Source organism: Gluconobacter potus (assembly GCF_015244705.1).
GTDB lineage: Bacteria > Pseudomonadota > Alphaproteobacteria > Acetobacterales > Acetobacteraceae > Gluconobacter > Gluconobacter potus.
Window position 1 is genome coordinate 12,842 of record NZ_JABCQF010000001.1, and the last position, 25,714, is coordinate 38,555.

Annotated in this window: 22 protein-coding genes; 10 read left to right on the top strand and 12 right to left on the bottom strand. The window is 62.4% G+C overall.

Annotation, left to right across the window (positions count from 1 at the left end; genetic code table 11):
- Window positions 1-219: 219 nt before the first annotated feature.
- The 4 genes from HKD31_RS00065 (at window position 220) to HKD31_RS00080 (ending at window position 5,286) form a co-directional block, all read left to right on the top strand.
- Window positions 220-900 carry a phosphoadenylyl-sulfate reductase gene (locus HKD31_RS00065; RefSeq protein WP_062496463.1) on the top strand — a complete coding sequence of 227 codons (681 nt, stop codon included), beginning with the start codon at window positions 220-222 and terminating at the stop codon, window positions 898-900.
- Between the two features lie 77 nt (window positions 901-977).
- The gene (cysD, locus tag HKD31_RS00070; protein WP_024716878.1) at window positions 978-1,772 is read left to right on the top strand and encodes a sulfate adenylyltransferase subunit CysD; all 795 of its coding nucleotides are present in this window, start codon (window positions 978-980) and stop codon (window positions 1,770-1,772) included.
- A 2-nt stretch (window positions 1,773-1,774) separates the two neighbouring features.
- Complete coding sequence (gene cysC / locus HKD31_RS00075; RefSeq protein ID WP_194264053.1) at window positions 1,775-3,655, top strand: adenylyl-sulfate kinase; 1,881 nt, start codon at window positions 1,775-1,777, stop codon at window positions 3,653-3,655.
- Between the two features lie 224 nt (window positions 3,656-3,879).
- Window positions 3,880-5,286, top strand: coding sequence for a sugar porter family MFS transporter (locus HKD31_RS00080; RefSeq protein WP_194264052.1), 1,407 nt, complete (start codon window positions 3,880-3,882; stop codon window positions 5,284-5,286).
- A 9-nt stretch (window positions 5,287-5,295) separates the two neighbouring features.
- Here HKD31_RS00080 and HKD31_RS00085 read toward each other — a convergent pair whose 3' ends face one another.
- From HKD31_RS00085 to HKD31_RS00100, 4 genes are all read right to left on the bottom strand, one after another.
- Window positions 5,296-6,621, bottom strand: coding sequence for a UDP-glucose dehydrogenase family protein (locus HKD31_RS00085; protein ID WP_194264051.1), 1,326 nt, complete (start codon window positions 6,619-6,621; stop codon window positions 5,296-5,298).
- 75 nt (window positions 6,622-6,696) lie between these two features.
- Window positions 6,697-8,616 carry an AsmA family protein gene (locus HKD31_RS00090; RefSeq protein WP_228120091.1) on the bottom strand — a complete coding sequence of 640 codons (1,920 nt, stop codon included), beginning with the start codon at window positions 8,614-8,616 and terminating at the stop codon, window positions 6,697-6,699.
- Between the two features lie 161 nt (window positions 8,617-8,777).
- Window positions 8,778-9,317 (bottom strand): GlcG/HbpS family heme-binding protein, encoded by a 540-nt coding sequence (locus HKD31_RS00095; protein ID WP_194264049.1) that lies wholly within the window; start codon window positions 9,315-9,317, stop codon window positions 8,778-8,780.
- A gap of 142 nt (window positions 9,318-9,459) precedes the next feature.
- The gene (locus tag HKD31_RS00100) at window positions 9,460-11,175 is read right to left on the bottom strand and encodes a porin (protein ID WP_194264048.1); all 1,716 of its coding nucleotides are present in this window, start codon (window positions 11,173-11,175) and stop codon (window positions 9,460-9,462) included.
- Window positions 11,176-11,507: 332 nt separating this feature from the next.
- On the opposite strand from HKD31_RS00100, the gene pstS reads away from it, so the two are divergent.
- Together pstS and HKD31_RS00110 are read left to right on the top strand one after the other, a co-directional pair.
- On the top strand, window positions 11,508-12,536 hold the full coding sequence (gene pstS / locus HKD31_RS00105; protein ID WP_194264047.1) for a phosphate ABC transporter substrate-binding protein PstS: 1,029 nt from the start codon (window positions 11,508-11,510) through the stop codon (window positions 12,534-12,536).
- 146 nt (window positions 12,537-12,682) lie between these two features.
- Entirely contained in the window at window positions 12,683-13,930 is a 1,248-nt protein-coding gene (locus HKD31_RS00110) for a Bcr/CflA family efflux MFS transporter (protein ID WP_194264046.1), read from the top strand.
- 79 nt (window positions 13,931-14,009) lie between these two features.
- On the opposite strand, the gene HKD31_RS00115 is transcribed toward HKD31_RS00110, so the two are convergent.
- Together HKD31_RS00115 and HKD31_RS00120 are read right to left on the bottom strand one after the other, a co-directional pair.
- The gene (locus HKD31_RS00115; protein WP_153429664.1) at window positions 14,010-14,147 is read right to left on the bottom strand and encodes a hypothetical protein; all 138 of its coding nucleotides are present in this window, start codon (window positions 14,145-14,147) and stop codon (window positions 14,010-14,012) included.
- Between the two features lie 283 nt (window positions 14,148-14,430).
- A complete protein-coding gene (locus HKD31_RS00120) occupies window positions 14,431-14,928 on the bottom strand; it encodes a DUF2721 domain-containing protein (protein WP_062459444.1) in 498 nt (165 codons plus the stop codon).
- Between the two features lie 172 nt (window positions 14,929-15,100).
- On the opposite strand from HKD31_RS00120, the gene HKD31_RS00125 reads away from it, so the two are divergent.
- Window positions 15,101-15,907, top strand: a complete 807-nt coding sequence (locus HKD31_RS00125) for a creatininase family protein (RefSeq protein WP_370543882.1) — start codon at window positions 15,101-15,103, stop codon at window positions 15,905-15,907.
- The gene (locus HKD31_RS00130; protein WP_194264044.1) at window positions 15,904-17,130 is read left to right on the top strand and encodes a YncE family protein; all 1,227 of its coding nucleotides are present in this window, start codon (window positions 15,904-15,906) and stop codon (window positions 17,128-17,130) included. Before HKD31_RS00125 ends, HKD31_RS00130 begins: the two co-directional genes overlap by 4 nt.
- Window positions 17,131-17,197: 67 nt before the next feature.
- On the opposite strand, the gene HKD31_RS00135 is transcribed toward HKD31_RS00130, so the two are convergent.
- From HKD31_RS00135 to HKD31_RS00155, 5 genes are all read right to left on the bottom strand, one after another.
- Entirely contained in the window at window positions 17,198-17,749 is a 552-nt protein-coding gene (locus HKD31_RS00135; protein ID WP_228120092.1) for a hypothetical protein, read from the bottom strand.
- Between the two features lie 78 nt (window positions 17,750-17,827).
- Window positions 17,828-18,061, bottom strand: coding sequence for a hypothetical protein (locus HKD31_RS00140; RefSeq protein ID WP_052327471.1), 234 nt, complete (start codon window positions 18,059-18,061; stop codon window positions 17,828-17,830).
- Window positions 18,062-18,076: 15 nt separating this feature from the next.
- Window positions 18,077-18,388 carry a hypothetical protein gene (locus tag HKD31_RS00145; RefSeq protein WP_194264043.1) on the bottom strand — a complete coding sequence of 104 codons (312 nt, stop codon included), beginning with the start codon at window positions 18,386-18,388 and terminating at the stop codon, window positions 18,077-18,079.
- A 225-nt stretch (window positions 18,389-18,613) separates the two neighbouring features.
- Window positions 18,614-21,121, bottom strand: a complete 2,508-nt coding sequence (locus tag HKD31_RS00150) for a mechanosensitive ion channel family protein (protein ID WP_194264042.1) — start codon at window positions 21,119-21,121, stop codon at window positions 18,614-18,616.
- Window positions 21,122-21,258: 137 nt separating this feature from the next.
- The gene (locus HKD31_RS00155; RefSeq protein WP_062496477.1) at window positions 21,259-21,648 is read right to left on the bottom strand and encodes a winged helix-turn-helix transcriptional regulator; all 390 of its coding nucleotides are present in this window, start codon (window positions 21,646-21,648) and stop codon (window positions 21,259-21,261) included.
- 109 nt (window positions 21,649-21,757) lie between these two features.
- On the opposite strand from HKD31_RS00155, the gene HKD31_RS00160 reads away from it, so the two are divergent.
- Together HKD31_RS00160 and HKD31_RS00165 are read left to right on the top strand one after the other, a co-directional pair.
- Entirely contained in the window at window positions 21,758-22,849 is a 1,092-nt protein-coding gene (locus HKD31_RS00160; RefSeq protein ID WP_194264041.1) for an SDR family oxidoreductase, read from the top strand.
- Window positions 22,850-22,975: 126 nt separating this feature from the next.
- Window positions 22,976-25,084 carry a protein-disulfide reductase DsbD family protein gene (locus HKD31_RS00165; RefSeq protein WP_194264040.1) on the top strand — a complete coding sequence of 703 codons (2,109 nt, stop codon included), beginning with the start codon at window positions 22,976-22,978 and terminating at the stop codon, window positions 25,082-25,084.
- A gap of 73 nt (window positions 25,085-25,157) precedes the next feature.
- Here the strand turns inward: HKD31_RS00165 and HKD31_RS00170 are convergent, their stop codons facing one another.
- Window positions 25,158-25,688: a cupin domain-containing protein gene (locus HKD31_RS00170; RefSeq protein WP_194264039.1), complete on the bottom strand. Its 531-nt coding sequence runs from the start codon at window positions 25,686-25,688 to the stop codon at window positions 25,158-25,160.
- Between the last annotated feature and the right edge of the window lie 26 nt (window positions 25,689-25,714).

The following is a 25,714-nucleotide window of genomic DNA, read 5'->3' on the forward strand; positions in this document are numbered from 1 at the left end:
GCGGCTCCGGCGGTCCGTGGCCTGGCGATATATTGTGCCAATGATACTGTATCTGTGTGGCGGAGATTGTGCTGAAAAGACGTGCGTTCAACGTGATATAACAACGAAATAGAAAAGTTATATCAAATAAAATAGTTTATTTTTGCGGATGATGCGCCTATGTCTCGGGGCGTGCCGCTCAGGTGGCATGACTGATCTGGACACAGGTAGGTGCAGCGCATGCCTCTCTCACGGACGGAATTGGATCATCTCCGCCAGATCCCCGAGGACCGGGTGCTGGGGGAGACTCTGGATCTGCTGCGGGGACGCGTGGCCGTGATTTCGTCTTTCGGGGCGGAGTCGGCTGTTCTGCTGGATCTTGTGGCGCAGGCTGACCCTTCGGTTCCGGTGTTTTTCCTGGATACGAAGCGGCATTTCCCGGAAACGCTGGAATACCGTGACAGACTGTCCCGCAGGCTGGGGCTTTCGGATGTCCGGACCCTGTCTCCTACGCCGAAAGCGCTGCATGACCGTGATCCACAGGATCAGCTCGCGGATTTCGATCCGGATGCGTGCTGTGCGCTGCGCAAGGTCGAGCCGCTGGATCTGGTGCTCCCGGATTTCGATGTCTGGATTACAGGGCGCAAGCGCAGTCAGTCCGCGACGCGGGCGGCGCTGCCGCTGGTTGATCCGCAGCCCGATGGCAGCGTGAAGCTCAACCCGCTGGCGGGCTGGGGCCCGGAGAAAATCGAGGCGCAGATGCAGCGCCGGGACCTGCCACGGCATCCTCTGGTTGCAAAAGGTTACACCTCGATCGGTTGTGCTCCATGCACAAGGGCGGTCAAGGATGGTGAAGATGGACGGGCGGGCCGCTGGGCCGGTCTGGCCAAGACGGAATGCGGCATTCACAGGCCGGCATGACTACGGAGCGGATAATGACGCAAACACGGATCCTGTCCCGGGATCAGTCCACCACCGGTTTGGCACAGCCGCGTATCATGGATGATCTGGACCAGCTCGAGGCCCAGAGCATTTTCATCCTGCGCGAAGCCTATCGCAAGCTGAAGCCCCTGTCCCTGCTGTGGTCACTGGGCAAGGACAGCAACGTGATGGTCTGGCTGGCGCGCAAGGCGTTCATGGGGCATGTCCCGTTCCCGGTCATGCATGTCGATACCGAGAAGAAATTCCCGGAAATGTATGCCTTCCGCGACGAATACACGAAGAAGTGGAACCTGGACCTGCTGCTGGGCTACTGCCCGCCGGTTGAGGAAATCGACCCGTCCCTGCCGCCGGCTGCCCGCTCCGCTGCGCGCAAGACGGCTGGCCTGGCCGCGATGATCGACAAGCACAAGTTCCGGGGCGTCATTGCTGGCATCCGTCGTGACGAGCAGGCGACCCGTGCGAAAGAGCGCGTGTTCAGCCCGCGTGGTGCGGGGCATCGCTGGGACGTGCGCAACCAGCCGCCCGAGTTCTGGGACCAGTATGCCACGCCGTATGAAGATGGCATGCATATCCGCGTCCATCCGCTGCTGGCGTGGCGGGAGATCGACATCTGGCGCTATATCGAGCGCGAGGGCATTCCGCTGGTGGACCTGTATTTCGCCAAAGACGGCAAGCGTTACCGCTCGCTGGGCGATCAGGACATCACCAATCCGATCGAGAGCAATGCCTCCACCGTGGCGGAAGTAATTGCCGAACTGGAAACCAGCCGGACATCCGAGCGCGCCGGCCGTGCGATGGATCATGAGTCCGAGGACGTGTTCGAGCGTCTGCGTGTAGCGGGATATCTGTGAAAATGGGTGACAACATCGTGACCGAGAGCTTTTCGGAAACCCACCGCGCCGCAGCGACGCCCATCGTCATTGTCGGGCATGTCGATCATGGCAAGTCCACGCTGATCGGACGCCTTCTGTACGACACTGACAGCCTGCAGGACGGCAAGCTGGCGCAGATCGTCGAGAGCAGCCGTAAGCGTGGGCTGGCGGTAGAGTGGAGCTTCCTGCTCGACTCTCTTCAGATCGAGCGTGATCAGGGTGTGACCGTCGATTCCACGCGCATTCCGTTCCGTCTGGGATCGCGTGAGTTCGTGATCGTCGATGCGCCGGGTCATCGCCAGTTCCTGCGCAACATGATTACGGGTGCGGCCGACGCGGAAGCTGCCGTGCTGGTCGTGGATGCCAAGGAGGGCGCGCAGGAGCAGACGCGGCGTCATGCCATGCTGCTGCGTCTGATCGGCATCCGCCATGTGATCGTGCTGCTCAACAAATCCGACATTCTGGGCTTTGACGAGGCGCAGATCGTCAAGGTCGAGTCCGATGTGCGCCAGCTTCTGGGCCGTCTGGAAATCGAGGTCGAGGCCGTTGTTCCGGCCTCTGCCCGTGATGGCGACAACATCGCCAGCCGCTCCGAGCGTTCGCTCTGGTACAAGGGCCCGACGCTGGTCGAGGCGCTCGCCAATGTCCCGCCGCCGGCTTCGCGTGCGGCGCTGCCGTTCCGGATGCCGGTGCAGGACGTCTATCGCTTTGACGGTATCCGCTACGTCGCGGGCCGGATCGAGCGTGGCACGGTTCGTGCGGGTGATCGTCTGAGCATCGGGGCGCAGGGACAGGTTGCGACCGTAGCGGAAGTCTGCCGCTGGCATGCGCCGGAACTGCCGGTCGCGGGTGCAGGTGAGTCCATTGCCCTGCGTCTGGAGCCGGATCTGGTGCCGGATCGTGGTGATCTGCTGTTTCCGGCCGATGACAAGGCTGCGGCCCCGGAGCGTTCGGCCCGGATCCGCACGCGTCTGTTCTGGCTGCGTGGCGAGCCTCTGCGTGTGGGCGAGAGCTTTACGCTGCGTCTGGCCACGGCCGAGCATGATGTGACGGTGGCCTCCATCGACGCTGTGGTAGATCTGGAAGATCTGACCCTGCGTGAAGGCGACAGCGTCCCGCCCGACGGGTTTGCGGAAATCACGCTGGCAGCGTCCCATGCCGTGCTGTTCGATCCGTTCTCGCCGGGATTTGGCGACGGGCGAGGCGTTCTGGTGGATCGTTACCAGCGCATTGTTGGTGGTGCGCCGCTGATCGGTCCGGCTGAACTGGCGGACGGTGAACATGCTATCCATCCGACGGCCAGCCGCGTTTCCGCCGCCCGTCAGGTACAGGCACGCGGTCACAAGAGTGGCGTGTTCTGGCTGACGGGTCTGCCGGGTTCGGGCAAGAGCACGGTCGCGCGTGCGGCTGAACTGGCGCTGTCCGAGCAGGGGATCAATGCCACCGTGCTGGATGGAGACACCCTGCGCGCCGGGCTGTGCAGCGATCTTGGCTTCTCGCCGGAAGATCGTCACGAGAACATCCGCCGTGCGGCGCATGTTGCGAAGATCCTGGCCGAGAGTGGGCAGGTCGTGATTGTGGCGCTGGTCTCCCCGCTTCAGGCGGATCGGGCACAGGCGCGGCAGATCGTGGGCGAGAACTTCCATGAAGTCTTTGTCGATACGCCGCTGGAAACTTGTGAAAAGCGGGATCCGAAGGGGCTGTACGCCGCGGCGCGTGCTGGAAAGATCCCGGAATTTACCGGCATTTCCGCGCCTTACGAAGCGCCGGTTTCCCCGGAACTGCGTCTGCCTGCAGACCGGCCGGAACAGGAGGCCATCAACACCCTGACGGCGTTTATCCTGCGGATTGTTCAGCCGTAAGACGGGATTTCCCGGCGGCAATGACGTCAGAACCCCCTTTCCTTACGGGAAGGGGGTTTTTTCATGTCTGCCGTCTCAGGGATATGCCGAATGGCACACGAGAAAGTTCACGATAAAAACGAAAACCATAACTTTTGTGATGTTACTTTCCTGTTGTGGAGCGTTAACGCAGGCAGATTGTCTCACGAATAACGGCCTGCGGCTTCGCGGTGGAAGGTTTCACGATGCAGAACAGGAACGCGCCCGGACGGTTGAGCGGACATGCCCTGACGAATTTCATTGCGACCATTTCGGCAACGGGAGGGCTGCTGTTCGGGTATGATACCGGCATTATCTCTTCCGCCCTGCTCCAGCTTCGCAACCAGTTCCATCTGGATACGCTTGGGGCGGAAATCGTGACATCGGCCATCATTCTGGGAGCGCTGATCGGGTGCCTCGGGGCCGGGAGCATTTCCGACCGGATCGGGCGCCGGCGCACGGTCATGATCGCGGCGGCGCTGTTCCTTCTGGGGACGGTCGTTGTGTCCTCGGCGCAGAGTGTGGCCGTTCTGGTCATTGCCCGTCTGATCCTTGGCCTGGCCATCGGTGCGGCGTCGCAGATCGTTCCGATCTATATCGCGGAAGTCTCGCCGCCGGAGCGTCGGGGGCGGCTTGTTGTCGGCTTTCAGCTGGCGGTGGTTTTCGGCATCACGAGTTCTTTCGTGACCGGCTATCTGCTGCGGGATTCGAGCTGGCGGCTGATGTTCGGGATCGGGATGCTGCCTGCGCTGATCCTGTTCGTGGGCATGGCGTTCCTTCCCAACAGCCCGCGCTGGCTGGCTCTTAGCGGTCAGATCGAAGAGGCCCGTGCGGTTCTGCGGCGTGTGCGTCTGTCCGATGAGGCGGCGGACCGGGAGCTGGAGGAAATCATTGAAAACCATGATGTGCAGGCGCCGTGGTCTGAACTGGCGAAGCCCTGGGTGCGGCCTGCGCTGACGGCTTCCGTGGGGATTGCGCTCCTGTGTCAGTTCACGGGCATCAATGCCGTCATGTATTACGCGCCGACGATCTTTGCCGATGCCGGTTTCGGGCAGGATTCCGCCCTGCTGACCTCTGTGGCCGTTGGTGTGGGCATGGTTTTTGCGACAGTGTTCGGGGGCTGGGCTGTTGATACCTGGGGGCGGCGGACGCTGCTCCTGCGGATGCTGCCAGGCGCCGTGGTGGCGCTGGCGGTTCTGGGAACGACGTTTGCGATGCATCTGACCGGCGGGATCGGGGCATGGATCACGGTTGCGGCCGTCATGGCCTATACCATTTTCAATACAGGCAGCCTCTCGGTCGCCATCTGGCTGGTGGGGGCGGAAGTCTATCCGCTGTCCTGCCGTGGCAAGGGCATGAGTCTCGTGGCCGGAAGCCACTGGGGGGCGGATCTGCTGATTTCCCTGACCACGCTGTCGCTTGTGCAGAGGCTGGGTGCGGGGTGGACGTTCTGGCTGTTTGCTGGCGTTAACGCCTTCGCGTTCTGGTTCGTGCTGCGTTACGTCCCCGAGACCAAGGGCCAGTCCCTTGAAGAGCTGGAGCGGCGGCTGCGCAACGGGACGTTTGCGCCGGTGGATCGTGCGGTGGCCCGGTCCGAAGCCCGGGCCCGGTAAGGTGCTCTCTCAGGGACGCCCGATCGACCGGTAATCGAACCCGGCCTCGCGCATGAGGTCGGGGCTCCAGATGTTGCGCAGATCCGCGATGGCGTTGCCGCGCATGGCGCTCCGAAGGCGCGTCGGGTCGAGGGCGCGGAACATGTTCCATTCCGTCAGAACGACCACGATGTCGGCGTCCTGTGCGGCGGCCAGCGCGTCCTCGCAATAACGCACGTTTTCCGGCAGGAGTGCGCGGGCCGCCTCCATGCCTTCGGGATCGAACACCTGAAGGACGGCGCCTGCTTCATGCAGGCGGGCCAGAATGGGCAGGGACGCCGCTTCGCGCATGTCGTCCGTGTCTGGCTTGAACGTCAGGCCCAAGATGCCGACGGTCTTGCCTTCAAGGCTGCCGCCCGCCTGCGCGATAATGCGTTCGGCCATACCGGTCTTGCGGGCTTCGTTGATCGCGACCGTAGCTTCCACGAGCCTTGTAGGTGCGCCGGCATCCTGTGCGATGGCGGTCAGGGCGCGGGTATCCTTGGGGAAGCAGGAGCCGCCATAGCCCGGGCCGGGGCTGAGGAAGCGGCTGCCGATCCGCTGGTCGAGGCCCATGCCGCGTGCGACGTCGTGGATGTTGCCGCCGACTTTCTCGCACAGATCAGCCATCTCGTTGATGAAGGTGACCTTCATCGCGAGGAAGGCATTGGCGGCATATTTGGTCAGTTCCGCCGTTTCCAGATCCGTCAGGACGATCGGGGCCTGAATGGCCATCAGCGGACGATAAAGCTGTTCGATAAGGGCTTGGGCGCGGGCGCCTTTATCCGGTCCCGAACGATCGATCCCGACGATGACGCGGTCGGGACGCATGAAATCGTCGATCGCGTTGCCTTCGCGGAGGAACTCGGGATTGGAGGCGACGTCGAAGGTCAGGTCCGGGCGTGTCTGGCGCAGGATGCGGGCGACTTCGCGGCCTGTGCCGACGGGTACGGTGGATTTCGTGACGACCAGAAGATCCGTTCTGGCGGCGCGGGCAATTTCCCCGGCCGCGGCATAGACATAGGTCAGGTCGGCATGGCCGTCGCCGCGTCGGGTGGGGGTGCCGACGGCGATGAAGACGGCATCGGCGTCGCTCATGGCGGCGCCGAGATCATCCCCGAATGTCAGGCGACCGGCGTCGACATTGCTGCTGACGAGAGTGTCCAGCCCCGGCTCGTAGATGGGAATGCGACCGGCATTGAGGGCCTCAAGCTTTCTGGGGTCCCGCTCCACGATGGTGACGTCGGCTCCGAACTCGGCGAAGCAGGCGCCTGAGACAAGACCGACATATCCGCCACCGACCATTGCAATACGCATATCTGGACCCTCTTCCTACGGTGCGACGTGCATAGCCGGGGGCTGGATGGGGTGCAAATCCCGGGGACGCAATGGCTAGCGTGTAGGGCGGGCGCAGGCGTTGGAGGCCGCGAAACCCTGCAGGGTGGGAGGAAGGTTCGTGACCTCGTTTGAATCCGCGAGCATGTTCCGGCCTTCCTTCGACCATCTTGCGAGGGAAAGGACCGGCGCATCGAAACGGCCGCTGACGCGGACGGGAACGTCCAGGGCAAAGAAGCTGGTCGAGAAGGGGCGGCTGGCAAAGACGAGATCAAGCCATCTGCGGTTGAGGTCGAAATCCGCCTTGGCCGCGATCGTGCCCGCGCCGGTGCGCAGACGCAGCGGTACGACGACACCGATGCCCTGATGCATCTGCAGGACGCCGAGCAGGCAGGTGATGGGGGTGACGCCCTTGGCGTGGCGGAAGAGCAGGCGCAGATCCATCGAGGCGGCCTCGACGATCTCACGCGCGATCTCGCCCTTTTCCATGCTGACGGCTGCGGTGAGGTCGGCGCGGCTCATGGCCTCGTTGAGGGTGTGGACGTTGTTTGCGCTGGCGATGATGCGAAAGCTCAGACTGCCATTGACCGGAACGGGAGCGAGGCCCGCGACGCGGCGCAGGCGGTCGATGTCGCCATGGGTCAGGGCGAGTTCGGCGGCGATGCGGGAGGATTTCCCATCGGCTTCGATATGTCCGTTGGCGCTCAGGGAGGCGCCGACATAGCCGAGGCGCAGGACAGGAATGTCGATGCGGTTGGGGATCTGGGCCGCCTGGATCTTCAGGTTTGCGAAGTCGAGCTTGTTGTAGACCAGTTGACGGGCCGCGAGGTCGAAATGGACCAGAGGGTCGGGATCGGGTGGTGTCAGAAGCAGCAGGTCCGCGTGGAGCGTGGAGGGGCTTTTCTTGCTGCCTTTGGCGCCAGGGGGCGCGAGGATCGGCATCAGGCCGTTGATGTCGAGGCGGCCGAAACCGATTTTGGCCGTCACGTCATCGGGTTTGCCATGGCTGCCTTCGACAAGCGTGAAGTCGCCGTCTTCCATCGTGCTGGTCTGGATGGTGCCGTTCGCCTTGCTGAAATGCCAGTCATTGCCGGAATGGCTGAAATCGCCGGACAGGGTCAGTTTGACCGGGGCATGATCGCCCTTGATTCCAGCGACGCTGAACAGCGTGTCGGATGTGGGTGTGGTGACGGTGGTATGGCCTTCGACGCCGTCGAAATTTGTCGGGTCCGTCAGGGTGCCGGTGAAGTCCGAGGTCATGTCACCGGATGTGACATGAGCCTTGGTGCCGTAGGGGCGCTGTGGCGTTTTGCGGAGGTCGCGGATCGGCTCCATTTCGGCGGAAATTACGATCGGGGTGCCGTTATAGGCGCCGCTCAGGGTCATGGTGAGCGGGCTTGTATCGCTGGTTGAGGCGAGTTCGACCTTCCCGAGTGTGGCTTTGTAGGATGCGCCGTTGGCCGAGCGGTAGGTCACGTCGCTGTCGAGGATCGTGACGTTGCGCAGGCCCGGAGCGCTGTGCAGATCGGGCGGTGCGTCCGCTTTGGCCTGTTGCTCGGGCGTGAGCGGGGGGCGCGGGTCGTTCTGATGGGGACCGAAGCGCCAGTTGGGCAGATGCGCCGGCGTGCGCTCGAACAGGCCCGAGAACTTCGAGATGACGATGTTGCGGGTCTCGGGCGGACCCCAGATCAGGGAGGTCAGGCGGACCTGTGCGCCGAGATGACCGAGCGTCATCATCTGCGGGCGCGTGCCGCTGGCGATGTTGGCGACGGAGACGTCATCCGCCTCGATCGTCAGCCAGGTTCCGGGATGGATGTGCAGGGCGCCGATATGGACGGGGCGGTCCAGCTTCTTTTCCAGCTTCGCGGTGGCGAAGGCGGCGAGGTCCTTGTGGTCGATCCAGATCCCTCCTGCGCCGAACAGGGCCAGGAGAAGAACGGTAAGGGACAGGATGGAAACCAGAAACCAGCGCAGCAAGAGACAGTCTTTCAGGAAGCCTTCAGTGTGGCCGGACAATACCGGCATGATTCACAAAAGGAAACTCCACCAGAAAGACTGGAACCGCCTGAAAGGATCGACAGAAAGAGCCCTGTTCTCAAAACTCCTGTAACTTCCGGATTTCAGTAAGAGAGGCTGTGTTACTGGAAGGTATTCCTGAGTTTTTCGACGGCATGCAGGGCGCAGGCTTCGTCCTTGTCTCCGCCGGGGGCGCCGGATACGCCCAGCCCGCCAAGAATGGCGTGGTCACTTGTGCGGCGCAGGGTGACGCCACCGGGAACGAACAGGACTTCGGGGATCGTGTTCAGGGCGCCGTTTGCGGGGCCGGTGACACCTGCGGCGATCAGTTCGCTGGTCGTGTTCTTGTTGAAGGCCAGACCATAGGAATAGGCCGTATAGGCCTTGCGGTAGGCGACGGAGAGCGATTGCAGGGGGACGGTGTCACCCTTGATGACGGCCTGTTCATGCCCACTCGTATCCACGACGGTGGCGGTCACGGAATAGCCCTGTGCGGCGCAGATGCGGACGGCTTCGGAGGCCAGAGCCGCAGCGGTGGACCAGTCGAGTTTCTGGCTTGTGACGATGTGGGAGCCGGCAGCGGGCTGGGCAAAGGCGGCGGGACAGAGGAAGGCCACTGCGAGTGCTGCTGCGGGAAGGAGCGGTTTTATGTTGGGGAGCATCAGCTGGTTCTCTCGTTGTGGAACGGGAAGCATGCTGTCTGCGGGGTGTAGGCCGCAATCGGGAATGCGGGCGTGCACGCAATGGTGTTGAGCAGATGACCCTCTCCCGGATCTGGATCCGGGAGAGGGGGCTGGGAGGTCTTTAGAAGGCGGCCTGGATACGGGCAGCGAAGGAGTTGCCCGAGCGACCCGAAACGTTGGTTGCTGAGGCCACACTGCGGGATGTGACGAAGTGGCTGTAGTCCACCATGAAGCGGAAGTGGCGGTTCGGGTACCAGTTCAGTCCGCCGGTATAGACATTCTGCATGCCGCCACGCACGTAGCTGACGCCGTTCTGGCTGGTGATCCCTGCCGTTGCCGCGTTGAGGTTGCTGTTCAGATCCAGGCCGCTGTACTGGGCGACAGCTTCAAGGGCACCCCAGTGGTTGAGGGTCGGGTTGAATTCCTGGTCAGCGCCAACACCGGGTGCACCGAAAGCGCCTTCCTTGATGTTATACATGCGGGGTTTGCCGAAGATTGTATAAGCTGCGGCACCATACCAGCCCTGGAAGTTGAACGCAGGCAGGTTGGCCTGCGAGCGCTGGACGCCAACATGATAATACTCGCCCTTGACTAGCAGGCGATCCCAGCGGAAGCCAAGTTCCGGACCAGCGGCCCAGACCTGTGCGGCCTTGGTGATCGTACCCGTGGAGACAAGGCTGGCTTCACCGATATCGAATTCCGGACGCTGTCCGAATGACGTCGTGCGGGTGCAGTAATCGGCGTTGGTTCCAGTGTTACAAGCGAGGCGGAAGGCTGCAATCGCCGAGACACCGACGTGAAGGTCGACGTCCTTGGTGGCGATCGGACGGCCTGCAGCGCGGATCATGCCGCCCGTCTGGCTGTCGAGCGTGGCGCCGCTGCCGCCTCCATAATAGGTGGAGCTGCTGTCAGATGCGTTGCGATGACCCCATTCCTGTCCCGTGAAGTAACCGGCAACCCACCAGCGCTTCTCGTAATGCAGGCCGCCAACTACGAAGCGGGCGTCACCGGCCGCGATGTTACGCACCATATCGGTGATGCTGGGACGTTCCAGCGTCATGAAGTCGTTGGAGCTCTCGGCGTCTTCTTCCGTCACGCGCGGCTGGAAGTAACCGACCGTCAGGATGGTGTTACGGAAGCCGGTATAGTTCAGGTTGCCTTCATACAGGCCGACATAACCGTCGTTATGGTTGGCACCGAAATCGGGCGTGACGGCTGCAACCCAGTTCTTGTAGCGGAACATGAACGGAATACGCAGACGACGCTGATTGGTCGTAAAACTGTTGAAGGCGCCACGGGTGTCGCTGCCGCGCGGTCCGGAATTGAAGAAGCCGCCGAAGTCTTCATGATAGGCGAGGCCGATCGACAGGGCGTAGGCTCCGTCGGAGGACTGGATCGTCGGGCGACCGCCCGGGAAGCCCACCTTGATGCCGCCGACCGTGACTTCCTCGTCCTGCGCGGTGGCGCGCTGGAAGTCGGACCAGGAAGAGACGTCTGCGCGGTCTGACGGCGGACGGCCATCATCGGCGCCGGCCTTTGCCGGACGGACGCTGATCAGTGGCTGCGCGGCAGGGCGCGGCTGGCCGATATAGCGGCCACGCTGGGCGTAGGGGTTGTTTTCGGCTTCTTCCCGCTGGCGGGCCAGAACGGCACGGGCGCGTTTGATTTCCTCGGCATGCTCTTTCTTCATGCTGGCGAGCTGTGCCTGCATGGCCTGGATCTGCCGTTCCATGATCTGCATCTGGTCGGCGGCCCGGGCATGGCCACAAAGAGGAAGAAGTGAAACCAGGGTCGTTGTGGCCAGGAGGGCCGTGGTCCGGCGGAAAGAAAAAACCATTGCTGCGGTGCGTCCTTCTGGGGAGGGCGTGTGTTCCGCAGTTCAGGTATCTGATTCGCATCTTGGAATAATGGGAAGGTTTCATGACGGGAACATGACAGTTTCATGACACTCCGGGCTGGAGGGCGCAGGAAACTGGGGATTTCGAAGTGTGTATGTCAGTTTTGTTGCGAAAGCCGGGTGGATCGGCGGCTTACGGACGCAGGAGTGTGACATTTCGGCACGCTCCGATGTCTGAACAGTGTCATGAAACTATCACGTATGGCCTACTGTTTCTGTTTTCTGGTCGGCGTTACTAAGGGCGCAGTTTTCACGCCCCATAAGGGATTCCCATGATCAAGAGCAGAGCTCCGCTATTCGGTCTTCTTGTCGCCACGGCCCTTGGCACGGCTGTCATGACCCCGTTCGTGTCGTCGGCGCAGGCTGCGGACATCACGGGCGCAGGGTCCAGCTTCGCCGCACCGATCTATGGTGCATGGGGCATGGCGGCCAAGAGCCAGGCCGGTGTCGCCGTGAACTACCAGAGCGTGGGATCCAGCGCCGGTCAGGATCAGGTGGTCGCCCGCACCGTCGACTTTGGCGCGTCCGACAAGCCGATGAGCGGTGACCGTCTGGCGAAGGAAAAGCTGTACCAGTTCCCGACCGTCATGAGCGGCATCGTGGTCGTGGCGAACGTGCCGGGCATTGCTCCGGGCCAGCTCCGTCTCGACGGCCCGACCCTGGCCGGTCTGTATGACGGCGAGATCACGACCTGGGATGACGACCGCATCAAGGCCCTGAATCCGGGTCTGAACCTGCCGGACACGGATGTTGCGCCGATCCACCGCGCCGACGGTTCGGGCACGAGCTACGTTTTCACGTCCTATCTGTCGCAGGTTTCCCCGACCTGGAAGCAGAAGCTCGGCGCCGGCACGTCCATCGCCTGGCCGGGCGGTTCGGGCGCACGTGGCAATGATGGCATTGCCGCCATGGTGCGTCAGACCGAAGGTGGCGTGGGTTACGTCGAGTATTCCTATGCCGCGCAGAACCACCTGAACATCGCCCAGATGAAGAACCACAGCGGTGCCTTCGTTGCCCCGACGCTGGCCAGCTTCGCGGAAGCCGCCAAGGCTGCTGACTGGGCCCATGCCGATCACTATGCGGTGAACCTGCTGGACACGGATGGCGCATCGTCCTGGCCGATCGTGACGGCAACATTCGTTCTGGTGCCGGTCGATGCCGCCCAGAAGGAATCCGGCAAGGCTGTGCGCAACTTCTTTACATGGGGTTTCCAGCATGGTGACGCGGACAATGCCCGCCTCGACTATGTCGGTCTGCCGCAGAACGTGAAGACGGATATTCTGGCCAACTGGCCGAAGTAAGGTCTGCGTCCCTGTCCGGAATGAGGAATGGCTCCTGAATTCGGGGCTGGTCAGTCCGGACAAAAAGGCGTTGAGTATGGAAACGGGCTTCTCCAGCAGGGGAAGCCCGTTTTCGGTTTTCTGCTCTGTCCAGTCATGGTGCCTGCGTGTCCGTTACGTCGCTGTCCGAAGAGACCTCCCCCGCGGGGATGAATGCCCTGACCCGTGTGCTGATCGGTGTGATCTTCATTCTGGGGCCCGTCTCGACAGACATGTATCTGCCGGCCTTTCCGGCTCTGGAGCATGATCTGGGGCATGGGCCCGGATCGGCGCAGCTGACACTGACGGCGTGGCTGGCGGGGCTGGCGATCGGACAGTTCACCCTGGGGCCGCTTTGTGACCGCTATGGGCGTAAGCTGCCGCTTCTGTGCGGGCTGGTGGTGTATGCCCTCGCCTCGGTCGGGCTGGCCCTGACGACCAGTTTCCACATGTTCTGTGCGCTGCGTTTTGTCGCAGCTCTGGGCGGCGCGATCAGCTCGGTTGCGCCGCGCGCGATGGTGCGTGATGTGGCGACCGGGGCGGCGGGTGTGAAGCTCATGTCGCAGTTGATGCTGATTTTCGGGCTGGGGCCGCTGCTGGCGCCTTCGATCGGAAGCTTTCTGCTGGATATGGGGAACTGGCGGCTGATTTTCTGGGCGAATGTCGTCTTTGGCGTCGTGATGTTCCTCGGCACGCTGTTTCTGCTGCCGGAAACACTTCCGATGGAGCGACGCTTTGCCCTGCCGGTCAGCGGCATGGCGGCGCGTTATCGGGATCTGTTGCGGGAGCCGCTGTTCTGCTCCGCGGTGATGGTCGTGAGCTTCGGGACGTTCACGATGTTTGCCTATCTGTCCAATGCACCGGCACTGTTCGAGAACATCCTGCATTTCTCGCCGCATCTGTTTGCCATTTTCTTCGGGCTGAATGGTGTGGGCTTCATTCTTGGCTCGCAGATCAATGCGCGGCTCGCCAACCGGTTCCTGTTCACGCGGGTGATGGAAATCGGGATGCTGGCGGTGCTGGTGTTCTGCGTGCTGGCCGTGGCGGTGTGTCTGAGTGGACTGGCAGGACCGCAGGATCCGTGGATCCTGTGCGCGCTGATCTGGTGCACGACATTTTCGCTGGGCTTCATCGGGCCGAACGCGGGCATTCTGGCGCTGACGCATCATGGGCATCAGGCGGGCGCGGCTTCGGCGCTGATGGGAACGATGAACTGGACGATCGCCGGTCTGGCGGGGGTCATGATGTCGTTTCTGCCGACGCACTGGGTCGGGTCGACATCGATCGGAATGCTGGTCGGGATCAGCTGTTGCTGGCTGTGCGATCTGTGGCGTCGCCGGCTGGATCCGGACTCCTATCTCTCTGTCCGGCACTGAGCGCGGTTCGCGTCAGCCGGGAGAGGGGAAAAGCGGGACGCCCGGCACGAAGGCCGGGCCTGTCCCGAGATAACTGGGATCAGCTCTCGGAAACGCGGTCGGAAGCAACCGTAGCAATCATCAGCGCGCCGATCATCGGAACGAAAGCAACCATCGAGAACTGAGCGAGCAGGCTGGTGGGAAGGCCGATCAGGTGGATCAGGGTCATGGACGTCATTTGGAAAATCTCCGTGTGGTTCTGTTTGCCGTCTTGCGGCGTGCAGCGGGAGAAACTCCAGAATCGGGGTCCAAAGCAACAAATACAGATGCAGGGTCAGCCCTGCATTCCGTGCATAAATGCATTTTAAACTTTTGCCGTCTTTGCGGAGACGTCGTTTTTGTTCCTGTCAGGCGATTATTTCGCTTTTGTTAAAGTAAAGCGGGATGCGCTTGCAGATCGGCGTTTCTTGCGGGAAAGAGTACCGTCCCGGGTGGTTTTTGAAATAAAATTGCGCGAAAGGCTATTCCGCGTCGAGGCTCAGATCGGTGTCGCGACGCAGTCCGTGCCAGCTCAGCAGGGTATCGGCGAGGAAGAACATGAGCGATCCGACGGTGCAGGCGAGAGCTATGCCGAAAAGTGCGAGCAGCCATGCTGACGTCGAAGCATCCCGGATCGAGCCGACAAACAGTGCCATGGCCGCGCCGCAGGTCGAGGCCCCCCCGATGGCATTGAGGAGAATCGCGGCATCCAGCACGAAGACGCGGCGGTGCAGGCGAGTCTGCTGGGTTTTGAGGCGTTCGGGGCTGTCGACGGGATCGACCGGGGTGTCGTCCGTTTTCGGGCTGCCGAGTTTCTTGCGCACGTCTTCGAGATGATCGGCGACGCGGGCCAGGCGCGTGTTGAACACGTTGATGAGGGTGCCGATGCCCGACAGCATGAAAACGGGGGTGAGCGCGACCTGGATCAGGTGTGCGGCGCTGTCGACGGGATCGGGATCATAGGAAATCGGGAAAGCCATAAGGTCTTATACTGCATGATCCGTTTCCGGAAAGACCGGAAGGCTGCAATCCCGGCTCTGGAAAAGGCGGCCCAAGATGGAGTAGGGAAGGGCAGCCATTGCCAGAGGTGTTCCGGCCCGGATGTTCAACCTGTCTCGCCTGTCCCGTCATATCGTCCTGTTCTGCGCCGGGATGGGTCTGTCTGTCCCGGTTGTGCAGGCGCAGGGTATGGCCGGTGAAGGCGCGCATTGCAGCGGTTTGGCGCTTCAGGCCGAGTTCGCCTGCCGGAGCTGGACCGAGGTGGCGCAGGATGTGAAGGCGGGGACGGATACCGTCATCATTCCCGTGGGCGGAACCGAACAGAGCGGGCCTTACATGGCTGTCGGCAAGCATAATGTGCGGGCGCAGGTTCTGGCCGACGCAATTGCGGTTCAGGCCGGGCATACGCTGGTGGCCCCTGTCGTGGCCTATGTACCCGAGGGTTCGACGAGTCCCCGCACGTCCCACATGAAGTTTCCAGGCACGATTTCCGTACCGCCTGCCGTGTTCGAAGGGCTGCTTAAAGGGGCTGCGGAGAGTTTCCGCGTTCAGGGCTTCAAGCGGATCGTGCTGCTGGGCGATCATGGAGGATATCAGTCTTTCATGGCGCAGGTGGCGCAGGAGCTGAACCGTGCCTGGAAGGGTCAGGCCGCCGTGCTTTATCTGCGCGATTATTATGAAGTTGTCCCCCACCAGTATGCCGAGGCCCTGCGTGCGCAGGGTTATGGGGCCGAGGTGGGGCTTCATGCGGAGCTGAGCGATACGTCGCTGATGCTGGCGGTCGATCCGTCGCTTGTGCGTCAGGATGCATTGCGTACGGCTCCGAAACCGGGTGCGGCCGATGGCGTCTATGGTGGCGATCCGCGGCGTGCATCGGCCGGGCTCGGCCGGATCGGCACGGAAATGCAGATCCGGACCGCGGTTGCGGCAATCCAGTCTTTCCAAAGGAGCCATCCATGACATTCAAGACTCCTCTTCTGGTGGCGATGACGCTGCTGGGAGCTGCCGCGGCCCATGCGCAGGAATACTCCCCGAGTGCGCCGATGGTGCCGGTGCCGGCCGATGCGTCCGCTCCTGTCGCCGCAACGGCGCCTGTGGCTGCGTCCGGTATCCAGACGATTCCGGGCATGCCGCCGGTCATCGACCCGAAGAACATCTATAGCGAGACGACTCCCTCCCATATCTCGCCGGCGATCGCGCATGATCCGGCCCGCGTCTATGTGCCGAACCTGCGTGGGGACAGCGTGTCCGTCATTGATCCGGTGTCGTTTCAGGTGGTGGACACGTTCCCGGTCGGGCATTCGCCGCAGCATGTGGTGCCGTCCTGGGATCTGCGGACGCTGTGGGTGACGAATAACAGCGAGGGCCGTCCGGACGGTTCACTCACGCCGATCAATCCGGCGACGGCCAAGCCCGGTCCGTCCATTGCCGTGGATGATCCGTACAACATGTATTTCACGCCGGACGGGAAATACGCGATCACGGTCGCCGAAGCGCACAAGCGTCTGGACTTCCGCGATCCGCATACGATGGAGCTGAAGGGCTCGGTCGAGACGCCGGAATGCAAGGGCGTCAATCACGCCGATTTCTCCATCGACGGGAAATACGCGATCTTCACCTGCGAGTTCGGCGGTTATGTCGCCAAGGTCGATACGGTAGATCTGAAGATGATCGGGATGTTGAAGCTGTCCAAGGGCGGGATGCCGCAGGACATCCTGACGGCGCCGGATGGTCACAAGTTCTATGTGGCGGACATGATGGCGGACGGCGTGTTCGTCGTGGATGGGGACTCCTTCAAGGAGACCGGCTTCATCCCGACGGGCATCGGCACGCATGGTCTGTATCCGAGCCGTGATGGCAAGCTGATGTATGTCGCCAATCGAGGGTCACATCGCATCCATGGTCCGAAGCATGGACCGGGTGGCGTGTCGATCATTGATTTCGCGACGGACAAGGTCATCAAGACCTGGATGATCCCCGGTGGCGGCAGCCCGGACATGGGCAATGTCAGCGCGGATGGCAAGCTGCTGTGGCTGTCGGGGCGGTTCGATGATGTGGTTTATGCGATCGATACTGACACGGGGGCGATGCGCAAGATCCCGGTGGGTGCGGAGCCGCATGGCCTGACGGTCTGGCCGCAGCCGGGACGCTATAGCGTCGGGCATACGGGGATTTTGCGGTAAGGTCTGCGCGATTGATGGATCGGGAAAGGGAGGCAGGTGTTCTGTCTCCCTTTTTTTAGGTGCGGCTTTACAGGCAGTTGGGGCGGCAGACGTCGAGGGCCTGTAGGGCGACCTCTCCGAACTCCTGATTGCTGGCATTGAACGACGCGTGGAAGACTTTTCCTTCGTTTTCGTTCGTGTACCAAGCTGAATGACTGGTTCCTCGTCCCTTTGAAGCGGCAAACCGCACCTGATCTGTCTGTTCGCACTCCCATTTGACAAAGACCAGGGCCGACTTGGTTTGCGCATCGCGCCAGTCCTTGAAGCCGTATTTTTCCCAAACCCGGCCCCAGAATTCCATGTAGAGTGGGCCGGATTTCTTCTTTTCCGCATCAATCTTGTCTTGCGGAAGCGGGTACCCACCCCATTCCATGACAAGATCCCGACTTGTCTTGAGGGCTTTGCGGAGATTTTCGCCGATCCATTCCGGCGTGGCGTCCTTGCGGTCAATGAAGGTTGACCATCCGGTGACCGAGAAGAAACTTCCTCCCCGTCTGTCCATTGAAATCACCGCGACGTACTTCCGGGTCCGGATCAGGTGAGCCCTTGCCTCTCGCACATCCAGTTTCGGATCGGCCATGCTCATCCTCCTGAAATCGGTGACTCTCCCGGTGTCAGAAACAGAGCTGCCTGAACAGCCGCTCCGGTCCTGCGTGCTTTACGGTCTGTTGGCGCTGGAGGATTTTCTGGAAAAAAGGCGATCGATCGCGGGGCCGATGAAATAGCCGATGATCCCGGTGATCAGGACCGAGGGCCAGGCCCAGCCGGCGTAATCCTTGAAGAAATCCTGATTTTCCAGATAGGTCATGACGGCGATGTCGATCAGGACGAGGGTCCACAATGTCGTGGACAGGAAGGGCTGGAGCCATGCGTGGCGGACGGTACGGGTCATGGGTGCCTCTCCGGGTTACGAGATCGAGACGTGGAAGACGAAGATCATCCCGCAGATGAAGGCCCCGAGCAGCGGAAGCCAGCAGGTGTGCAGGTGGTTGTGGTCGTCCATGTAGGAATAGGCCAGCGCAAGCGCCACGTAGACATGCGCGAACACGAGGCCGAGGACCATGCCGATGAAACGCTTTTTCAGGACCTGCTCTTCCTGGCGGTTTTTTTCGGCCAGGGTGGCAGGATCGGGCGTGGTCATGGGGGTATCGGTGGGGGCGGCCGTGACGGTCTTCTGATCGGGTTCGGACGACTCTGATGAGACCAGGACTAGAGACATCGCTGGATTCCTTGGCATGATCCTCGCCGTTTGGCGGGCGATGCGGGGCCACAGGAAAATCGGGCCGGGAAATCGTCTGCGTGGCAGCGGTGAGGAGGGTTCTCGATAATATGGAGACAGGATGATCCTGTCGGAACCTTAAATCAAGACTTTATTTAATTGATTAACAATTATGGGCGAAGCATGCCGGAATGGCATCGCCTCGCCCATGGGCCGGTCTGGAGGTCAGGCCGGTGCGTTGCCGTCCGGCTTGCCGTTGTCCTGGGCCGTTTCTGGCACGGGCTTCTGGGCTGCTGGTGGCGTTGGCGTGGCAGGAGCGTCGTTGGCCGGGGCCGGCAGGGTAACGTCTGCGGTGATGCACATGGCGTTGCCCGGCGGCGTCGTGAAGTAGGACGTGCCGGTGTAGAACTTGACGTTTTCTACGGCCAGCAGGTTGGTGATGCGGCGGTAGAACTCGCGCTTGACCTTCCATTTCATCATCGGAGTCGTGCGGAAGCTGCCAAGCAGGGTGGCGCCGCCGCTGTCGCTGTTGTCCACGCCCAGATCGTTGTAGTCCGACAGGATCATGGGGCCGAAGACCGGGTCGTCGCGCATTTCCTTGAGCGTTTTCGCCATGATGGCCGTCACGCGCGGCAGGTCCTCGGAGAGGTCGAGCTGCTGCTTGACGATGACTTGGTTGTAACCGCGGGCCGTGTTGGCGATCGAGGAGACGGACGAGAACGGGATGATGTGAAGGTCGCCGTTGATGTCGCGGACCTTCACGGTGCGGATCGAGAGGTTTTCCACCGTTCCCGAGACGCCGCCGGTCGTGACCCAGTCCCCCACCTGGATGGCGTCTTCGACGAGCATGAAGAAGCCCGTGATGAAGTCCTTGACTAGGCTCTGCGAACCGAAGGCGATGGCGGCACCCATGATGCCCGCACCGGTAAGCAGCGGGGTGACGTTGATGCCGATCTGCGAGAGCGTCGTGACGGCGACGATGATGATGATGATCGCCAGCAGGACGGTACGGATGATGGGCAGGACCGTGCGCAGGCGGGTGGCGCGGGAAAGCTGGTCCGACTTTTCAAAACGGCTGAGCTGCTGGCTGAGAAAGGCGTTGATGATTTCCCAGAGCGTGACGGCCACGCTGAGGGCGACCAGCATCGTCAGGACAGCGTCCATCAGGTGACGGCCGACAGCGTTGTGCAGGAAGAAGCCGAAAGTGGGCAGGCCCCAGGCTTCGGTCATGGCGATCAGGGTCAGGAACAGGAGAACGCCGGTCAGGATCCTGCGGGCGAAGGGATAGTAGCGGTCGGCGCGCTTCTGGAGGTCGGGGAAGCGTTCGGTCAGGGCCGGGTTGATGCGGAAGAAGCGGTCCTGCAGGCCGTAGGCCATGACCGCGACCAGCCGCGAGGCGACCAGGATGCCGATGGTGATGCCGGTGGTGTCGAGGATCCAGCGATAGCCGCCGGGCAGGTGCGCGGCCCAGACGACCCAGAGGGACACGTCGAGGAACATGGCCGGGACCCACCACAGACGGGTGATGGCGACGATGAAGGTCCACATCGCGGTATTGGGAACGGCGCGGGGCTGGAGCGCGCGGCTGACGAGGTGCCGTATGCGCCAGATGAAGACGGCGATCAGGATGTGTTCGATCAGGACCACGCCGCGGATCATGGCGTCCGTGCCGCGCGGAGACAGGTTGAACTGGCTGCCCAGTGTAGAGAGGCAGAAAATGATGGCCGGCGCTGCCACCAGTACGTTCCACCAGCGGGTCAGCAGGAAGGCCGTTGCATCCGTTGCAGGTAGCAGACGGATGGTGGGGGAGCGCGGTGCGAAGCCGGTCTCGACAAACAGATACAGGCAGCGGGCGGCGGCGTAGCAGTTGGCGAGCGTTGTGATGACGTTGTCGGTCTTCTCGCTCCAGGGCAGGACCAGAACAGCGAGATAGGCGACGGCCAGAAAGGCCAGGACCGGAATGGCCTTCAGCGCGAAATGCCCCAGTGCATAGGGAACGCGGGCGAGGAACCGCAGGGTTTCGACCTGTCGCCGCTGGTCGGCGGCGCGGGTCTGGCTGGAGCCGTCGACGATGGGTTCCGCTGGCGTGGTGGCATCGGTTTCGGTTGTGTTGCGCTGTTCCCTGTTTTCAGCGTTCTGTGTGAGCTGGTGAAGGGGTTTGCGCAGGCTGAGGGAGACGATCCGTTCCAGTGCGATGCCGCAGATCATGGCGGCTAGGCCACCCGCGAAGGCGTGGAGAATCGTGGTGCGGGTATCCGCCGAGGCGAGGGTTGTGTGCGCCCAGCGGCCGACGATCCCGAGATCACTGAACAGGCCAAGGAAATTGTGCAGATAGCCTAGCGCCTGAAGGCGGATGCTGCTCAGGCCGGTATGGATGTCGGGCGGGACTTCGGCGACCGGCTTGGCGGCGGCCGCTTTGGCCGGTGCGGCTTTTGCCGGCGCTGCGGTCGCAGGTGCCGGGGCTGCTGCAGGAGCGGTGGCCGGGGTCTCGACCTGAAGGCCGCGGGCCATCAGGGACAGGGTGTGGGTGAAGGCGTCCCGCTCCTTCGGGTTGTTCAGGACGTTGAGGAGCTGCTGTGCTTCCTGCTGGTTCAGCGGGGTGGTGGTGTCGGCCGCCCGGGCCGGAAACAGCGCCAGGACACCGAGGAGCAGGAAGAGGAAGATGCCGGGGACGGCGCGTCCGGTTCGTATGGGAGACGATGGAAACGGGTCGGGACGGGGGATCGACGGCATCGGTCTGGTGAGTCCTTGAAATTACGCGGTCTGGTCCGCGGTCTGGCGTTCGCGCGGGGTGGTCCGCCGGGGGCGGTCTGGTGCTGTAAACATGGCACAGGGCGGCGGCCCTGTCCTACCCTCTTCATGCGGCTGTTTCATTCGGAAGGGGGGACCTCGTTCCGTGCGAGCCGGTCGAGTGCATCGGCGTTGCGGATGGCCCAGTGATAAAGCAGCTCGACGGGCTCCACGAAGGTCTGTCCGAGTTCCGTCAGGCTGTAATCGACATGGGGTGGCATGATCTGCCGGACGTTGCGGCGGATGAGGCCCTGCGATTCAAGATCACGAAGAGTCTGGGTCATCATTTTTTTCGACAGATCGGGGATGCTGCGCTGGAGCTTTCCGGGGCGGGCCGTACCGCCCAGAAGATGCAGCGTGTGCAGGATCATGGTGGTCCATTTGCCGCTGAAAAGCCTCAGAATCCGTCGCGGCGCACAGTCTTCGGCGAAAGGTGCCTGACGGTAGTGATCGGGCAGCGGCGATGTCATGGAGTGGGAACCTTCTGGTCACCAAGGCACGAAAAGGTGCCGTCTGGTGGAATTGGGGATGTCGTATCAGATGTGGAGCAGACCCCGTTTTCTGCAAAGGAAAAATCCCATGACCTCTTCTGTTCCTGCTGTGACACCGAGCCGGACCGCCCTGGTGGTCGGGGCGACAGGTATCGTCGGCCAGAATCTTGCGGCGCGTCTCGTGGCCGAGGGGTGGACGGTGCATGGTCTGGCGCGTCAGCCGCGCTATGACGTGGCGGGCGTGCTGCCGGTGGCGGCTGATCTTCTGGATCCGCCGTCGCTCACCGGGGCGCTGAAGGATATGCAGCCGAGCCATGTGTTCTTCTGCTCCTGGATGCGTCAGGCGACCGAGGAAGAGAACTGCCGCGTCAATGCGGCGATGGTGCGCAATCTGTTCGCAGCCCTGCCGGAGCCGGGACTTCTGGTTCATGCGGCGCTGACGACCGGCATGAAGCATTATCTTGGCCCGTTCGAGGCCTATGCGTCGGGTGAGCCGCCCGTGACGCCGTTTCGGGAGGAAGTGCCCCGGCTGGATCTGCGGAACTTCTATTACGATCAGGAAGACGCGCTTTACGAAGCAGCCGAGCGACATGGTTTTTCGTGGAGCGTACATCGTCCGCATACGGTGATCGGTTATGCGGTTGGCAATGCGATGAACATGGGCAGTACGCTGGCGGTCTATGCGACGATCTGCCGTGAGACCGGGCGGCCTTTCGTGTTTCCGGGATCGCCGGTGCAGTGGGATGGGCTGACCGATCTGACTGATGCGCGGCAACTGGCACGGCAGCTGCTCTGGGCATCTACGTCTGCGGCGGGCCGGAACGAGGCGTTCAATATCGTGAATGGCGATCTGGTGCGCTGGAAATGGCTGTGGCCGCGTCTGGCGGCGTGGTTCGGGATCGAGGCGGCACCCTATCCGGGCCATGCGACCTCGCTTGAGGAAACGCTGTCTGGTGATGCTGAACTCTGGGAGCAGATTGCCGCGAAATACGGTCTGACGGAGAGCCGGATCGGGCGGCTGGCCTCGGCCTGGCATACGGATGCGGATCTGGGACGGCCGGTCGAATGTGTGACGGATATGAGCAAAAGCCGCCTCGCCGGGTTTGTGGATTACCAGTACACGCCGGACTCTTTCACCGACCTGTTCACCCGTCTGCGGGCGGAACGACTGATCCCGTAAGGGACGGTTTTCAGGGCTTTTGCGGTTTGGCTACCGTAAAGGTCCTGTTTTCCGTTTCAGTCAGTGGTATGGTCGCGGTTCTGTCCTGATTGTTGGAATGAGCCTGTCTTGCATCGAGTGTTCAGCATGTCCGCCCTGCTTCTGGCAGGGTTTCTTGGCCTGGGGTCTGCGGCCGCGCTGGCAGCGGAGAGCGCGCCTGTCACGTCTGCGAACGATACCGCAACCCTTGTCACGGATCGCGATGCGGTCGGGCCGGACCGGCATCTGCGTGTCGGGCTGCGGCTTCAGCTCAAGCCGGGCTGGCATACCTACTGGATCAATCCGGGCGATGCCGGGGATACGCCGACGCTGGATGTGACCGCTGATGGTGGCGCGACGGGCAAGGGCGGTTCGATCCACTGGCCGGTGCCGGTGCGGATCAGTGAGGGCGGCCTCATGTCCTACGCCTATGTCAATGAGGTGACGCTGCCGGAGGATCTGGTTCTCAAGGGTTCGGGTGGCACGACGCTTCATGCGCATGGGGAATGGCTTGTCTGTGCGCAGGTTTGCATTCCGGAAAGCGGTGATTTCACGCTGACGTTGCCCGCTGCAGCTCAGGATGCTCCGGAAGGGGCGCAGGCTGCTCTGTTCCATAAGGCGGATGCGGCCATGCCGGTGGCGTCGCCATTTGCGGCCAGTGTTTCTGCTGATGGCGTTTTGATGCTTTCGGGCAAGGGGCTCTCTGCAGCGTCCGTGTCGCAGGCGTGGTTCCTGCCGCAGGATGGGGGCGTGATCGATCAGGTGGCGGACCAGAAGCTGCATGTGTCGGACGGGCAGCTGACGCTTGGGCTGAAATTCCTGAAATCGGCGCATCGGGACAGGCCGCTGGTCGGTGTTGTCGTGCTCAAGGATGCGGCGGGGCAGGAAAGCCCGCTGCAGATCGAGGCGCGTCCGGTTGGGGGAGCGGCTGTGGCGGTTGCCCCTGTGCAAACTGCTTCGGCCCCGGGTCAGGTCTCGGGTGCGGACGTGCCGACAGGCGCGGGATGGCTGCGGGTTCTGCTGTTTGCCTTTGTGGGCGGGCTGATCCTGAACCTGATGCCCTGCGTGTTTCCGGTTCTGGCGATGAAGGCGCTGTCTTTGGCGAAAATGGGCGGTGCCGGACGGGGCGTGCAGCTTCAGAGCGCGTTGTTCTACACGCTTGGCGTGACGGGGGCGTTTGCGGCTCTGGGGATCGTCATGATCGGGCTGCGTCTGGCCGGGTCTGCGGCCGGATGGGGCTTTCAGTTCCAGTCGCCGGGATTTGTGGTCGCGGTCTGCTGGCTGCTATTCCTCATGGGCCTGAATCTGCTGGGCGTGTTTGAAGTCAGCGCCGGGCGTTTGGGGCAGGTCCAGACCGGGAGCGGTCGCGGCGGAGACATGATGACGGGTCTGCTGGCCGTTATTGTGGCGACGCCATGCACCGCACCGTTCATGGGTGTTGCCATTGCAGGCGCACTGGGTGGGCCGCCGGTGATGGGTGTTCTGGTGTTCCTGGCGATGGGGCTGGGGCTGGCTTTTCCGTATATTCTCGTGGCCGGGCTTCCGGGCGTGGCGTCGCGGATGCCGAAGCCGGGAGCCTGGATGGGGATTCTCAAGCAGGTTCTGGCGTTTCCGCTGTTTGCGACCTGTGTGTGGCTGCTTTGGGTCGCGGCGATCCAGCGGGGCGTGACGTTCGTGGCGCTGACGGCCGGGGGCGTTGTGCTACTCGGCTTTGCGGGCTGGATCTATGGCGTCGGACAGCGGCGGTCCATGCTGGAAGGTGGCCGGGGAACAGTAGCGTTCTGCCGGGTCGTGGCAGTGCTATGCGTCGTGGTTTGCGGTGCGGCGCTGGCGCAGGGATTGCGGGCCGCGCCTGCTCCTGTGGCGGCCGGGGCAGTGGAAGCGGGTGTCGAGCCGTTCTCCGAGGCGCGTCTGGCGGAGCTTCGGGCGCAGGGCAAGCCGGTGTTCATCGACATGACGGCGTCGTGGTGCATCACCTGCATGGTCAATGAGCGTGTGGCGCTGGATGTGCCGTCCGTTCAGGAGGCTTTCCGGTCCCGCGGGATCGTGTTCCTCAAGGGTGACTGGACGAACCGAAATGCGGCGATCGGTGCGTTCCTCAAGGCGCATGGGCGTGATGGCGTGCCGTTCTATATCTATTATGCGCCGCATCAGGAGGGCGTCGTGTTGCCGCAGATCCTGACGCCGGGCATTGTGATCTCAACGATCGGGAAATAAGCGCATCGCTTTCCTGAGTTTTGAAAACCCTGTTCCCGGTCCGGGAGCAGGGTTTTTTCATATCCTGCGGCTTTCAGCGGCCCGTGTTTCGGGGATCGTCCTGCGGGTTCACATACGTCATGCTGAACGGCCCCATGCCTGAGACCTGAAGCACCGCGCCCTGGCTGCCGGCCTTGATGGCGTGAGGGACATTGACCGGCAGATGAACGAAACCACCCGGGCCCATATTGCGCTGCTGTGTTGCGGAAAAATCCTGTCCCACGAAATGCTGGATGTCGCCGCTGATGACGGTGAGCATTTCATCCAGATTATGGGTGTGGGGCGGGATGAACGATCCCGAGGGCATCATGACGCGCAGGGTGAACGGGCCCGGCTTGCTGGTATCGCCGGTCAGGATGGCCATTTTTGTTCCATGCGGGAACATGACGGGCGCTGGCTGCCATTTCACGGCGTCCGAGCCCGGAATGATGGTGACGGCGGACTGGTCCGGCGCGGGTTCCGTCGGCACCGGGGCGCTGTGCGCGAGCGGTGTCACAATTAGCGTTGTGCAGAGCAGCAGGGCTGAGCTGGCGAAATGCTTCCTTGAAATGTTGCCGGGGGGCATGGGGGTCTCCTCCGTCCCGTAAGGGC

Bases quoted from the DNA above. Each gene is read 5' to 3' on its own strand.
- HKD31_RS00170 (WP_194264039.1), bottom strand. From the start codon at position 25,688: ATGCCCCCCGGCAACATTTCAAGGAAGCATTTCGCCAGCTCAGCCCTG.
- HKD31_RS00120 (WP_062459444.1), bottom strand. From the start codon at position 14,928: ATGGCTTTCCCGATTTCCTATGATCCCGATCCCGTCGACAGCGCCGCA.
- HKD31_RS00080 (WP_194264052.1), top strand. From the start codon at position 3,880: ATGCAGAACAGGAACGCGCCCGGACGGTTGAGCGGACATGCCCTGACG.
- HKD31_RS00160 (WP_194264041.1), top strand. From the start codon at position 21,758: ATGACCTCTTCTGTTCCTGCTGTGACACCGAGCCGGACCGCCCTGGTG.
- HKD31_RS00140 (WP_052327471.1), bottom strand. From the start codon at position 18,061: ATGACCCGTACCGTCCGCCACGCATGGCTCCAGCCCTTCCTGTCCACG.
- pstS (WP_194264047.1), top strand. From the start codon at position 11,508: ATGATCAAGAGCAGAGCTCCGCTATTCGGTCTTCTTGTCGCCACGGCC.
- HKD31_RS00085 (WP_194264051.1), bottom strand. From the start codon at position 6,621: ATGCGTATTGCAATGGTCGGTGGCGGATATGTCGGTCTTGTCTCAGGC.
- HKD31_RS00125 (WP_370543882.1), top strand. From the start codon at position 15,101: ATGGGTCTGTCTGTCCCGGTTGTGCAGGCGCAGGGTATGGCCGGTGAA.
- HKD31_RS00115 (WP_153429664.1), bottom strand. From the start codon at position 14,147: ATGACGTCCATGACCCTGATCCACCTGATCGGCCTTCCCACCAGCCTG.
- HKD31_RS00145 (WP_194264043.1), bottom strand. From the start codon at position 18,388: ATGTCTCTAGTCCTGGTCTCATCAGAGTCGTCCGAACCCGATCAGAAG.
- HKD31_RS00155 (WP_062496477.1), bottom strand. From the start codon at position 21,648: ATGACATCGCCGCTGCCCGATCACTACCGTCAGGCACCTTTCGCCGAA.
- HKD31_RS00165 (WP_194264040.1), top strand. From the start codon at position 22,976: ATGTCCGCCCTGCTTCTGGCAGGGTTTCTTGGCCTGGGGTCTGCGGCC.
- HKD31_RS00095 (WP_194264049.1), bottom strand. From the start codon at position 9,317: ATGCTCCCCAACATAAAACCGCTCCTTCCCGCAGCAGCACTCGCAGTG.
- HKD31_RS00130 (WP_194264044.1), top strand. From the start codon at position 15,904: ATGACATTCAAGACTCCTCTTCTGGTGGCGATGACGCTGCTGGGAGCT.
- HKD31_RS00135 (WP_228120092.1), bottom strand. From the start codon at position 17,749: ATGGCCGATCCGAAACTGGATGTGCGAGAGGCAAGGGCTCACCTGATC.
- cysC (WP_194264053.1), top strand. From the start codon at position 1,775: ATGGGTGACAACATCGTGACCGAGAGCTTTTCGGAAACCCACCGCGCC.
- HKD31_RS00065 (WP_062496463.1), top strand. From the start codon at position 220: ATGCCTCTCTCACGGACGGAATTGGATCATCTCCGCCAGATCCCCGAG.
- HKD31_RS00100 (WP_194264048.1), bottom strand. From the start codon at position 11,175: ATGGTTTTTTCTTTCCGCCGGACCACGGCCCTCCTGGCCACAACGACC.
- HKD31_RS00150 (WP_194264042.1), bottom strand. From the start codon at position 21,121: ATGCCGTCGATCCCCCGTCCCGACCCGTTTCCATCGTCTCCCATACGA.
- cysD (WP_024716878.1), top strand. From the start codon at position 978: ATGGATGATCTGGACCAGCTCGAGGCCCAGAGCATTTTCATCCTGCGC.